We start from the raw sequence: 12,086 nt of genomic DNA, 5'->3' as shown, positions 1-12,086 counted from the left end.
AGCGTCTTGCCCAGCACGGGATTGCCGCTTCCACCGGAACTGTCGGGGATTCCTATGACAATGCTCTGGCGGAAAACGTTAATGGTTCCTACAAAAACGAGCTGATCCATACTCGCAGGTGGGATGAGGTTGTCGAGGTGGAAATCGCGACGTTTGAGTGGGTGTCATGGTGGAACGAGACGAGGCTTCACCAAAGCTTGGGATACCGAACCCCGGTCGAAGTGGAAACCGAATTTTGGGACCAGCACCCGCCGCAAGCAATAATAGAAATCAAGGCAAATGCCTAGGAACAAAACCCGGGGCACTTCAAAGAGTTTCGCGCGTTTGCGATTCCTGCGACGTTCGCGGAGCTGTCACCGGAGCAGGCGGAACAGGTCACTCAGGGTGCCAAAGAGTTTCCATTCGAGGCGGTGCTAGGTGTCTTAAACTCCAAGCACAGCTACGAAGACAAGGTTTCCCGAACACTGGCTATCAGCGGTACATGGATAAATGCTGCTTCTGGTAGCCAGTGGGCACTAGGCCCATTGAGCAGTACCGCATACTCTGAACGGGTAGGCATAGGCGTTAGATGGGGTGAGATTGCATTCTCCCGATTACTGAATATTGCAGAGAACCTTATTGATACGTATCCGACTTGGCCAGGTGTGCTCAGGGAATTCGCTCAGAATCAAGAAGATGCCCGTGATTATTTCTCGCAGCGGCTTAGGGAGATTTAGCGGCGTCTGACTACTTTTCTGATAGATCGCTAGATGTTTCTGGAACTAGGGTCTTATTCGGTACCGGCGCTGCGCTGCCGGGCTCTGTGCTCTTGTCTATTTGGTGTGAGGGTGCCAGTGAGGGCTGGTGGGACGTTGCGACAGGCGTGGTTTTGTTGCGTTTGCGGTGGTGCTTCTCTATTGGGCTGCGTTGAGGAAGTCATGGCGTCGTCAAGCGCTGTGGGGCCTGCTATTCGTTGTCTACGGCGTTCAAGGCGCGCTACTTGTTCCTAGTGGTAGCAGCCGTTTCGTCACGGTGAGCGTCTGGGTTGGTGTGATGAGTAATGTTTGGGTAACGCTGCGGCAGCCCGTCAGGATCTAAATTCCGGCTTTTTGTTTGTGGGTTGTAGAATAGGGCGGGTATTTCTGTGCTAGTTCCAACCAAGAAAGGGTAGGGCTGAATGTCGGAGCGCCATCACAATGGGCGAGGCGGACGTGACCGCAAGCCACGCAATAAAAAAGGCCGTGATTTTAAGGGCGATTCCCGGAAGAAGAAGTCTTTTTCGCCGCAGCGCTCCGGTTACCGTGAGGAACGCATTAACCGTCGCATGAGTGACCCAGACATCCCGGCGGAGGTAGATGTCAATGACCTAGACCCGATGGTGCTGCAGGACCTGAAGTCGCTGTCGAAGGAGAACTCCGAGGCCGTCGCTAAGCATATGATCATGGCTGCGACCTGGATGGAGGATGATCCTAAGCTCGCATTGCGGCATGCGCGTGCCGCTAAAGATCGCGCTGGCCGCGTCGCAATTGCCCGTGAAGTCAACGGAATCGCTGCGTATCGCGCCGGCGAGTGGAAAGAAGCTTTGGCTGAGCTGCGTGCCGCGCGCCGCATTTCCGGTGGCCCCGGAATGCTCGCAGTAATGGCTGATTGCGAGCGCGGCTTGGGCCGCCCGGAAAAGGCGCTCGAACTAGGCCGCTCGGAGGAAGCATCGGAACTTGATGAAGAGTCCAAGATTGAGCTGGCCATTGTTTTGGCCGGCGCCCGCCTAGACATGGGGCAAGCTGAGTCCGCGGTTGTCACCATTCAGCGCGCACATCCTGACCGCGATGCCCGCGGGGTAAGCGCGTGCCGTCTCGCTTATGCCTACGGTAATGCTCTGCTAGAAGCAGACCGGAAGGAAGAGGCTCGGGATTGGTTTGAGCACGCAGTTTCTATTGATGAAGGCGACTGGACCGATGCTGCCGAGCGCCTTGAGGAGTGCAAGTAGTGACGGTTCTAAGCAAGCACGATGCTCTTCTTCTCGATCTCGATGGCACCGTGTGGGAAGGCGGTCGCCCGCTTTCTAACGTGGTGGACGTCATCAACACCTGCGGAGTGCCGGCAGTGTATGTGACCAACAATGCTTCGCGCAGCCCACAGGCAGTAACGAAGATGCTGGCGGACATCGGTCTCACCGCGGGTAAGGAACAGATCGTTACCTCTGCGCAAGCGGTTCTCCAACTAGCGGCGGAAGAGGTCCCAGCTGGGGCGAAGCTGCTTATCATCGGTGCCGATTCCCTCCGTGACTTGGCCCGCGACATGGGCTTCAAGGTAGTTTCCAGCGCCGATGACAAGCCTGCTGCCGTAGTGCAAGGCTTTGACCGCTCGGTTGGCTGGGAGCACTTGACTGAAGGTGCCTTGGCCATCCGCCAGGGAGCCAAGTTCTTTGCTTCGAATCTCGATACCTCTCTGCCAATTGAGAGAGGTCTTGCTGTGGGAAATGGTTCTCTGGTTGCCGCCATCCAGTCAGCCACCGGGGTAGAGCCGGTATCTGCTGGCAAGCCCGAGCCGGCCATGTTCACTTTTGCGGCAAAGCAAATCGGCGCGAAGAAGCCACTTGCTGTGGGCGACCGTCTGGATACTGATATTGCAGGTGGTAACTCTGCTGCAATGGATACCTTCCATGTGCTCACCGGCGTTTCTGGTGAGTTGGAGCTGATTGAGGCACCTGTGGAGGCACGCCCCAACTTTATTGGCGCAGGGATGCACGAGCTGGCCCTTCCTGTCTCCGTTGCTCGTCCCGGAGCACAGGGGGGATTTACGGCACGGTGCGATGGCCATGACCTTCTGCTTGAGGGCGGCGACGAAAAGTCTACCTCCGTTCAGGCATTGCGCACCGTGTTGGAAGTCGCATGGGCCATGCCATCACCGCCGCGCTATATTCAGCCGCGTAGCGAACGTGCGGAAAAGGTTGTTGCGCAATGGCGGTAAAGCCACACGACTTTCGAGCCGTCAAGAAGCCGGCAGAGATCGATGCGGAAGTAGCAGAGATCCTTGGAGAAGACGCAGCGGATTTGGCCGCTGAAGTAGATCAGCTTGATCGCGCTCACAATGTGTTGCGCGATGCATTGCAGGAGAATTAATGCCCCCTCAACGTCGTAGGTTAGATGCGGAGCTGGTGCGCCGAAAGATTGCGCGGTCACGTGAGCAGGCACGTGAGATGATTAAGTCTGGCCGTGTCACGGTTGGTGGCTTCAAGGCGCACAAGCCGGCGTCGATTGTAGAGCCCGAGGTTTCCATCAAGGTAGAGGAAGCCGAAGAAGACAAGTGGGCTTCACGTGGCGCTCACAAGCTTTTGGGCGCCTTGGCGGCGTTCGACGTCGACATGAACGGCCGCATCCTCGATGCCGGCGCTTCTACCGGTGGCTTTACGGACGTGTGCCTTGAACACGGAGCGCAGGAAGTGCTGTCTGTCGACGTCGGCTACGGGCAGCTGCTATGGCGCCTGCAAAACGATGATCGCGTAACCGTTTTAGACCGTACGAATATCCGGAATTTAACGCTGGAGCTTACCGACGGCCCCTGCGACGGCATGGTAGGCGACTTGTCCTTCATTTCCCTCCGCTTGGTTTTGCCGGCCATTGTGGATTGTCTGAAGGACGGCGCTTGGTTGTTGCCTATGGTGAAGCCGCAATTTGAAGTGGGCAAAGAGCGCCTCGGAAGCGGTGGAGTGGTTCGTTCGCCGGAGTTGCGTAAAGAAGTTACTAGGGAAGTCGCTGAATTTGCGTTGTCCCTGGGGCTTAGCATGCATGGGGCTGTTGCATCCCCGCTGCCTGGGCCAAGCGGCAATGTGGAGTACTTCCTGTGGCTGAAAAAGGACGGTCTGCCAACAGATCTGGCTAGAGTGGAAGAAATGATTGACCGCGCAGTCGAGGAAGGCCCGCAATGACACGTGAGATCCTGTTGGTGCCTCATGCCAACCGTCAGCAGAACCTGGAGGCTACGTCGCGTGCGGCAGAACTTCTGCAAGGTGCGGGAATTACCGTTCGAGTGTGCGCGGACGAGAAGGTACTGCCAGGATTAAAGCATGTGCCTCACACTGAAGATGCGGCCGCAGGGTGCGAATTGGTGTTGGTTTTAGGCGGCGATGGAACCTTCCTCCGTGCCGCCGACATGGCGCGTGCCGTAGATATTCCGGTGCTGGGCATTAATCTAGGCCACGTGGGCTTTCTGGCCGAGTGGGAGGTCGAATCCCTAGATCAGGCCCTAGTGCGGGTCATAGATAAGAGGTACCGCATTGAGGATCGACTCACCATCGATGTCACTATCTTTGATGAGGAAGGGACCCTTCTTAACCGCAGCTGGGCTTTGAACGAGGCTTCGGTAGAAAACCAAAATCGCTCCGGCGTGCTAGATGCAATCTTGGAAGTTGACCGCCGGCCGGTGTCGTCCTTTGGCTGCGATGGGGTGCTGATCTCCACTCCCACCGGATCCACCGCCTATGCGTTTTCCGCAGGCGGTCCGGTGTTGTGGCCCTCTCTGGATGCAATTTTGGTAGTACCGAATAACGCGCATGCGCTGTTTACCAAGCCATTGGTTGTATCTCCCAATTCTTTAGTAGCCGTCGAATCAACTATGCGTACGACGCCGGCGACCGTGATTTTGGACGGTTTTCGTGAGCTCGCAATGCCCCCAGGAGCTCGTGTGGAGGTCGTGCGAGGCGCGCGTCCGGTGCGGTGGGTACGCTTGGATGACCAACCTTTTACTGACCGTCTAGTCTCGAAGCTGCGTCTGCCCGTAGAAGGGTGGCGCGGGCCGAAGGAGAAGTAGTGCTCGTCGATATTTCCATCAATGATCTGGGTGTTATTAGCCAGAGCTCTGCGGAACTATCCGCGGGCCTTACCGTGCTTACCGGTGAAACCGGTGCGGGTAAGACCATGGTGGTTACTGGTTTAAGGCTCTTAGCCGGTGGTCGCGCGGACGCCTCCCGGGTGCGCGATGGCGCGAAAAAGGCCGCAGTGGAGGGGCATTTTTCTTCCGCAAAGGACTCGATCCGTGAGTTGGTGGATTCGGTAGGCGGAGAGCCCGACGAAAACGGAGAATATATCGTTTCGCGCACAGTCTCCGCCGCGGGAAGATCGCGGGCCTATTTAGGCGGCCGCGCAGTACCGGCTGCAACCCTGGGTGAGTTCGCGCGCGAGCTTATCACGGTCCACGGGCAAAATGATCAGCTGCGTTTGCTCGCGCCCGAAGAACAACTGGGTGCGGTAGACCGTGCGGATCCGAAATTGGCCCGTGTGCGGGAGCGCTATACCGAGGCCTTCAAAGAGTGGCGCAGCCTCGCCAAGGACTATAAACGGCGTACGGAGCAGCGCCGCGAGTTGGCGCAGGAGGTTGACCGCCTGCAATTCGCCGTCGATGAGATCGATGGCATCGCCCCAGAACCCGGCGAGGACGAGGAACTGGTGCAGCTGGTTCGTAAGCTGCAAGACGTCGATGGGCTGCGCGAGTCCGCGGAAATCGCGTTGGCTTCCATCGACGGTACTGAGGAACTGGAAGAGGCCGCCTCGGCACTGCTAGGCCGGGCGGTTTCTGCCTTGGCGGGATCCACCGATAAGGAACTGGCGGCCTTGGGCGAACGGCTCGGCGAGATCTCGTCGCAACTGGGCGATATCTCCGGCGAGCTCGGTGGGTATCTAGCCGGGCTGCCGGCGGATCCACACCTGTTGGAAAAGTCCCTCCAGCGGCAGCAGGAACTGCGCACGTTGACCAGGAAGTACGCGGGGGATATTGATGGAGTCGTAGCTTGGCGCAATGAGGCTGCGGCAAAGCTCGAGTCCATGGATACCTCTACAGAAGCCCTAGAGGAGCTGAAAAAGCAGGTCAAAGACGCTGAATCGGTGATGATTGAGCGGGCAGGGGAACTGACAAGGGGGCGTCGGAAAGCGGCGAAGGCCCTAGGCCAGCAGGTGACGCAGGAGCTCCACGGCTTGGCCATGCCCAACTCGACTCTGACGGTCGAGCTTACGCAAGCGAAATATTCTAAGTCCGGCGCGGACGCGGCTGAGCTGCAGTTGAATGGTAAGCCGATTGCCTCTGCTGCCTCGGGCGGCGAACTCTCCCGTGTCATGCTGGCCTTGGAGGTCGTGCTGGCAAACGAGGACGGCGCCACCTTAGTCTTCGATGAGGTCGATGCCGGCGTGGGCGGGCGCGCAGCGGTAGAGATCGGCCGCCGCCTGGCGCGCTTGGCGGTGCATAACCAAGTGATTGTGGTAACGCACCTGCCACAGGTCGCAGCGTACGCGGATGCGCACCTGCATGTATCGAAGGAGAAATTTACCTCTGGCGTGGCCGAGCTTTCACAGGAGGAGCGCGTAGAGGAATTGGCCCGCATGCTGGCGGGGTTGGACGATACCGAGACCGGGCGCGCGCACGCACGGGAGCTTTTTGACCGCGCGCAGGAAGAAGCTTCCGCGCGCCTCGCCCACTCGAAACCATAATCACGCCACAATAGGGCTCATGGCTCTGTTTTCCCGTAACCCCGAGCAGCCTGGTGCACTGCGCGATTGCACTCCAGGCGCTAAGGGGATGAAAAAGTTTAGTGAAGGCGATGTCGCCGTAATTGATGCGGCCAATATCTCTCGCCACGAGGCTCAAACTCTCGTAGACCTTAAGCCCTCCGCCGTCATTAACGTGGCAGAATTTTCTACCGGCACAGTCCCTAATTATGGCCCGCACATGTTGCTTGACGCCGACATTACCCTCCTCGAAGGCGTGGGACAGTCCTTTGTTTCCGAGTTCAAAGAGGGCAAAAAGGCGCGCATCGGGGAAGACGGCACCGTCTTTAGCGGCGACAAAGCGCTCGGCACCGGCCGCGTGGTAACCCGCGAGCGAGCAGAAAAAAACTTCACCGCAGCACAGGGCGCGCTGATTGACCATATGGAATCCTTCTTTGGCAATTCCATTGATTTCATTAACTCGGAAGGCCCGCTGCTTATCGACGGCCTCGGCGTCCCCGCTTCCGGTTCCGAAATCGTCGGCCGGAAGGTTGTCCTCTTTTCGCCTACCGATAGGCACCGCGAACAGCTCAAGCAGCTGCGCAACTTTATTCGCGAGTATGAGCCGCTGCTGATCGCAGTGGGAACGGCGGCAGATTCCTTGCTGGCCCAAGGGTATAAGCCAGATTTCATTATCGGGGATCCCAATGGCGTGAGCGATGAAGCTTTGCGTTGCGGCGCCCGCGTAATCGTTCCTGCGAACCCGGAAGGGGAGGTAGAAGGCCTCGACCGCATCCAGGACCTCGGCATCGGCGCGATGACTTTCCCCGCAGCAACACACTCAGGTACCGACCTAGGCCTGCTCTTTGCTGATTACCACGGCGCGGATCTCATCGTGCAGGCCGGCGGTGGGGTAGACCTCGATGATATCTTTGCTGACCGCACCAACCCCTCGGCCGTGCTGTCTCGCCTCAAGGCCGGTACGAAGGTGGTAGACGCCGATGCAGTGATCAATCTCTACAGTGCGCCGTCCTCCAACCTCGGCTGGTTGTGGGCAGTACTGGGAATCCTGGTTGCCATTGCGGCAGTCATCCTCATCGTCGGTTTCGGCGGCAGCCAGGACTTTGCCAGCAACCTTAGCGAAACCTGGTCTAGCCTCTTTGGGGGCGCATAAGGCATGGCAAAGACTGAGCTCGTAGCTGGCTTGGGTTTCGGCGCCGCGGTAGGCGTAGCCTTAGGCGCTCTAGTGATTGCGCCGAACTTGACCACCAGCATGGCGGACGACGATCCGATACGCGAGGAGCACCGCAAGGTGGTCCAAGACAATAAGATTCTGCAGACCCAGAATGAGGCCAGCGACAAGCTCGTGGCCGATTCTGGCGCGGAAATGGTTGACGGGACATTGTCGCAGCGCCCAGTGCTCATCGTGACCACCGATGACGCCAATGGCGGAGACGTGGACGCGATTCGGAAGCTCTTGGAGTCTTCCGATGCCACGGAGGCCGGCGAGATTAAGCTGACCAAGGACTTCTTGCGCCCCGAAACTAAGGACAAGCTGCTTCCCATCTTGAAAGATATCGCGCCCAAGAAGGCAGATATCAAAGACTTGGATTCTGCAGGAGCCTTCAGTGGTGAGGTCCTGGGTACTGCGCTGTCTATGGATCCTGAGAGCACGAAGCCTTTGGCCTCGGTAGACGAGCGTGCAGACGTGCTTCATAAGCTGCGCGACGAGGGCTTTATTGACTACGAGGACGGCACCATCGTGCCTGCGCAGGCCATCGTCGTGGTATCTGGAAGTGGCCTGCGAGGCTATCCGTCCACCGCGCTGGCAGAATTTGCCACCGGTTTGGATGATGTCAATGGGTCCGTGGTGTTGAGCGGGCGCACCAAGCAGACTCAGGATGATAAGGCGCTAGCCCAGGTGCGTGATCAGGACGCGGAGCTGTCTACGGTCGATGGCACCGAACGGGCAGTGGAGCGCATCGCGGTCATTCTGGCCACCCAGGAACAACTTGATGGTGGCCAGGGGCACTATGGCGCCACCGAAACTGCTGACTCCGCCTTGCCGGGAGAGGAATAGCCCATGGCGCATGATTTCAAGGTGCTTGATTCGCAACTTCTTGTTGAAGCCCCCATTATTGCCCTGCGCCGCGACGAGATAGTCATGCCCGGTGGCGTTTCCGCCTCCCGGGAAGTAGTCGAGCACCTAGGTGCTGTGGCCGTTGTGGCAGTAGACTCAGACGAGCGTATTGCGATGGTGTATCAGTACCGCCATAGCGTGGGAAAGCGCCTGTGGGAACTGCCGGCGGGATTGCTCGACGTTCGCGGTGAGGATGAGCTGACCGGCGCCCAGCGTGAATTGCAGGAGGAGGCCGGCCTAAGCGCGCAGACGTGGTCCGTGTTGACGGACCTTGTGACTTCGCCGGGTTTCTGCGAGGAGGCGGTTCGCGTATTCCTTGCCTCGGAGCTTTCCGACGTCCCCCGGATGGAGGCTACCGGCGACGAAGAAGCCGATATGGAAATCGCCTGGGTGGGACTCGATGAGGCAGTTGACAAGGTACTGCGCGGTGACATCGTCAATTCCATCGCCTGTAGCGGCATCTTGGCGGCCTACGCGGTGCTGCGCGGCGGCAAGGGAACCCGCAGTGTGGAAGAGCCGTTCGACCTTCGACCGACCTCAATGAGCTCCCGCCGCACGGGCGCGGACCTAAAACAGCTGTGAGTGCGCTCGAAAGCATTGCGCAGACCTGGCTTAATCATCTAGCAGTCGAGCGCGGCGTTTCCGCCAATACCTTGAGCAACTATCGCCGCGATGTCCGCCGCTACCTTGCCTGGCTGGGGGATAACGGGGTAGAGGATCTGCGGTCGGTGACGCGACCGATGGTAGAAGCTTATCTTAAAGACCTGCGCGCACACATGGCTGTCTCCTCAGCCAACCGAGCGCTCATCGTTGCTCGCGGACTGCATAAATTTGCCGTGTCAGAGGGCATAGTGGACGTCGATGTCGCGGTTGAGGTAACTCCTCCGTCAACCGGGCAGCATTTGCCTGAGACATTATCGGTAGGCGAGGTCACCGCCCTCATTGAAGCGACTACTACTGAGACCCCGGTAGATGTGCGCGACCGTGCCCTGCTGGAGATGCTCTATGGCACCGGCGCGCGAATCTCGGAAATTATTTCCCTGAACGTTGATGACGTGTCCGCCGCGCAAGAGGTAATACGCCTGCGGGGCAAGGGAGATAAAGAGCGGATTGTGCCGGTGGGCTCGCATGCCCGCCAGGCTCTCGATGCCTACTTGGTGCGGGCTCGTCCAGCGCTGAGCAAAGGGAAGACGCCCGCGCTGTTTCTCAATACCCGCGGTGGGGCTCTATCGCGTCAAAGTGCATGGACTGTGTTGAAGACGGCAGCGCAGCGGGCGCAATTGGGAAAGTCCATTTCTCCGCACACGTTGCGGCATTCTTTTGCGACGCACCTGCTTGAAGGCGGCGCAGATGTGCGCACCGTGCAAGAATTGCTGGGACATTCTTCGGTGACGACAACGCAAATATATACTCACGTCACTGCCGATTCCTTGCGCGAGGTGTGGCGCACTGCGCATCCCCGTGCCTAAGAAAGGACCTATATGTTTTCAACTCGTGTAGCTGGTGCGGTGCTATCTACCGCCTTGTTTTCCCAGCGGTGGCACACGCCCAGCTGCCGCCGGAAGTAGAGGCTGCTATTGCCGCTCCCATTTCGGTTCCTGCCGGCCAGACCACGACTGTAAGCTTGCCCGTGCCGGCCGAAGCCAGCTACTCCGGCGATGGGTGGAGCGTGTCTGCCTCTGGTACCTCCGCTACCATCACCGCCCCAGCAGAAGGCGGCCAAGTCTCGGTTCCTGTCTCCGCCCAAGGCATGAATGCGACCCTGACGCTGGTAGCCGATGGGTCGGTTGCGCAGGAGGACATTCAGGAAGAAATTGATGGCGCGGAAGGCGGACCGGCCCCAGCTCCAGCGCCGGATTCGGGCTCTGATAAGCCGACTGGAGGTGATAATGCTCCAGCAGGAAAAGGTGCCGAGGGCGGAGATGGCAAGCCCGCGCCGTCGAAAGAAAATAGCAACTTGCCGGTTGTTACAGGTGAAAAGCCGGAGCGCAAGCCTGCTGGGGATGCCAACCTTGAAGGCGCGGAATACGTCAACCTTGAATCCAAAATCGAAGGCAATACTATTACCGCGAAGATGGGCTTCAAGCAGGCCTTTGACCTCTACCAGCAGTTCAAGGACACGCAAGAAAACGACGTCACGCTGCGTTACCTCGATGGCGAGGGCAATATCATCCAAGGCGTAAAGCGTGACGTGGACGCCTCTTCTCGAACCCTCACCTTGACTTATCCGGAGGGCGAGGCGCCTGATAATCCCTTTATCATGTAGTTGCTTCGCAATGACGGTTCTGGGGCCGCACTCATCGTCACCCTACAGGACCCTAACTATCAATCCGCCGCGCAAAACCTCGATGAGCGCCAGCGAAAGGAACCCAAAGAAGAAGACGGCGGCTCACATTTGGGCTGGATTATTGGAGGGGCAGCTGCGGCGGTACTCATCGCGCTCATAGCTCTGGTGGCAATCCGCAAACGCCGTTCCAGTCAATGCTAAACACTTGATATAGACTAAGTCTCGGTACTTTTAACCTGTAACGGGTACGCTTTAATGACAACGTTGTAATCAACCCTAAGCCAAGTGTCATGGTCCGGAACTTGGCGTCAAGGAAGCAGGTGTGACTGTGAGCGAAGAGGGTCTATTTTCTGCCTCTGACGTAGAGGTGGGGCTGACCGGTCGTCCTATCCGTGAGTTACCGGAACCCGCACCCTTGGAAAAACATGGGCCGGCCACCATCATTTCGATGTGTAACCAAAAGGGTGGCGTAGGTAAAACCACCTCAACCATCAATATGGGTGCCTGCTTGGCGGAATACGGCCGTAAAGTCCTCTTGGTTGACCTTGACCCCCAGGGTGCGCTTTCGGCGGGTCTCGGGCTCACGCATGACGATATCGAGGACACCATCTATGACGTGATGCTCGATAGTCACACTTCTATTCATTCCGCTATCCAGCACACCGGGGTACCGGGCTTGGATCTGGTGCCGGCGAATATCGACCTTTCTGCTGCGGAAATTCAGATGGTCAATGAAGTCGGTCGCGAGCACACCCTTGCCCGCGCCTTGCGTCCGGTGCGCCGCGATTATGATTTCATCATTATTGACTGCCAGCCCTCCTTGGGCTTGCTTACCGTCAACGCCCTTGCTTGCTCACAGGGTGTGATCATCCCTATGGAGTGCGAGTTCTTCTCCCTGCGCGGTTTGGCGCTGTTGACCGATACCGTGGAGAAGGTTTCTGATCGCATTAACTTTGATCTTGAGGTCATGGGAATCCTAGTGACCATGTTTGATCGCCGGACCAAGCACGCCCGGGAAGTGATGTCCCGAGTGGTGGATTACTTTGGCGATAAGGTCTTTGACACAGTCATTACCCGGACCGTTCGATTCCCAGAGACTTCGGTAGCCGGAGAGCCGATTACTACCTGGGCGCCCAGCTCCCCGGCCACACAGCAGTACCGGAACCTGGCCAAAGAGGTCATCGAGCGCTCGACCGTTTAAGGT

General features: G+C 58.2%; 14 protein-coding genes. All 14 read left to right on the top strand.

The window, feature by feature from the left end; all coding sequences use genetic code 11:
• Positions 1-287, top strand: a 287-nt coding sequence (locus QP934_RS06890) for an integrase core domain-containing protein (RefSeq protein WP_419127152.1), incomplete at its 5' end; no start/stop codon positions are given.
• A gap of 869 nt (positions 288-1,156) precedes the next feature.
• Positions 1,157-1,966, top strand: a complete 810-nt coding sequence (locus QP934_RS06885; RefSeq protein WP_419127151.1) for a hypothetical protein — start codon at positions 1,157-1,159, stop codon at positions 1,964-1,966.
• Complete coding sequence (locus tag QP934_RS06880) at positions 1,966-2,949, top strand: HAD-IIA family hydrolase (RefSeq protein WP_239274541.1); 984 nt, start codon at positions 1,966-1,968, stop codon at positions 2,947-2,949. The genes QP934_RS06885 and QP934_RS06880 overlap by 1 nt, the downstream gene beginning before the upstream one ends.
• A complete protein-coding gene (locus QP934_RS06875; protein WP_419127150.1) occupies positions 2,940-3,101 on the top strand; it encodes a hypothetical protein in 162 nt (53 codons plus the stop codon). Before QP934_RS06880 ends, QP934_RS06875 begins: the two co-directional genes overlap by 10 nt.
• Positions 3,101-3,907: a TlyA family RNA methyltransferase gene (locus QP934_RS06870; RefSeq protein ID WP_337888934.1), complete on the top strand. Its 807-nt coding sequence runs from the start codon at positions 3,101-3,103 to the stop codon at positions 3,905-3,907. The genes QP934_RS06875 and QP934_RS06870 overlap by 1 nt, the downstream gene beginning before the upstream one ends.
• Entirely contained in the window at positions 3,904-4,788 is an 885-nt protein-coding gene (locus QP934_RS06865) for an NAD kinase (protein WP_340419807.1), read from the top strand. Before QP934_RS06870 ends, QP934_RS06865 begins: the two co-directional genes overlap by 4 nt.
• On the top strand, positions 4,788-6,458 hold the full coding sequence (gene recN / locus QP934_RS06860; protein WP_419127149.1) for a DNA repair protein RecN: 1,671 nt from the start codon (positions 4,788-4,790) through the stop codon (positions 6,456-6,458). Before QP934_RS06865 ends, recN begins: the two co-directional genes overlap by 1 nt.
• Positions 6,459-6,477: 19 nt before the next feature.
• The gene (gene steA / locus QP934_RS06855; protein WP_419127148.1) at positions 6,478-7,629 is read left to right on the top strand and encodes a putative cytokinetic ring protein SteA; all 1,152 of its coding nucleotides are present in this window, start codon (positions 6,478-6,480) and stop codon (positions 7,627-7,629) included.
• Between the two features lie 3 nt (positions 7,630-7,632).
• Entirely contained in the window at positions 7,633-8,535 is a 903-nt protein-coding gene (locus QP934_RS06850) for a copper transporter (RefSeq protein ID WP_337888938.1), read from the top strand.
• A 3-nt stretch (positions 8,536-8,538) separates the two neighbouring features.
• On the top strand, positions 8,539-9,177 hold the full coding sequence (locus QP934_RS06845) for an NUDIX hydrolase (protein WP_337888939.1): 639 nt from the start codon (positions 8,539-8,541) through the stop codon (positions 9,175-9,177).
• Entirely contained in the window at positions 9,174-10,064 is an 891-nt protein-coding gene (gene xerD / locus QP934_RS06840; protein WP_225746990.1) for a site-specific tyrosine recombinase XerD, read from the top strand. Before QP934_RS06845 ends, xerD begins: the two co-directional genes overlap by 4 nt.
• A 68-nt stretch (positions 10,065-10,132) precedes the next feature.
• On the top strand, positions 10,133-10,861 hold the full coding sequence (locus QP934_RS06835) for a hypothetical protein (protein ID WP_340419810.1): 729 nt from the start codon (positions 10,133-10,135) through the stop codon (positions 10,859-10,861).
• On the top strand, positions 10,862-11,083 hold the full coding sequence (locus tag QP934_RS06830) for a hypothetical protein (protein WP_340419811.1): 222 nt from the start codon (positions 10,862-10,864) through the stop codon (positions 11,081-11,083).
• Between the two features lie 127 nt (positions 11,084-11,210).
• The gene (locus QP934_RS06825) at positions 11,211-12,083 is read left to right on the top strand and encodes a ParA family protein (protein WP_049378276.1); all 873 of its coding nucleotides are present in this window, start codon (positions 11,211-11,213) and stop codon (positions 12,081-12,083) included.
• The last annotated feature ends 3 nt before the right edge of the window (positions 12,084-12,086 follow it).

Source organism: Corynebacterium sp. MSK122 (assembly GCF_030229435.2).
GTDB lineage: Bacteria > Actinomycetota > Actinomycetes > Mycobacteriales > Mycobacteriaceae > Corynebacterium > Corynebacterium marquesiae.
Note: the sequence above shows the minus strand (reverse complement) of the source record. Positions and strands in the feature narration are given on the sequence as shown.

Bases quoted from the DNA above. Each gene is read 5' to 3' on its own strand.
- QP934_RS06870 (WP_337888934.1), top strand. From the start codon at position 3,101: ATGCCCCCTCAACGTCGTAGGTTAGATGCGGAGCTGGTGCGCCGAAAG.
- QP934_RS06850 (WP_337888938.1), top strand. From the start codon at position 7,633: ATGGCAAAGACTGAGCTCGTAGCTGGCTTGGGTTTCGGCGCCGCGGTA.
- steA (WP_419127148.1), top strand. From the start codon at position 6,478: ATGGCTCTGTTTTCCCGTAACCCCGAGCAGCCTGGTGCACTGCGCGAT.
- QP934_RS06865 (WP_340419807.1), top strand. From the start codon at position 3,904: ATGACACGTGAGATCCTGTTGGTGCCTCATGCCAACCGTCAGCAGAAC.
- QP934_RS06845 (WP_337888939.1), top strand. From the start codon at position 8,539: ATGGCGCATGATTTCAAGGTGCTTGATTCGCAACTTCTTGTTGAAGCC.
- QP934_RS06885 (WP_419127151.1), top strand. From the start codon at position 1,157: ATGTCGGAGCGCCATCACAATGGGCGAGGCGGACGTGACCGCAAGCCA.
- QP934_RS06875 (WP_419127150.1), top strand. From the start codon at position 2,940: ATGGCGGTAAAGCCACACGACTTTCGAGCCGTCAAGAAGCCGGCAGAG.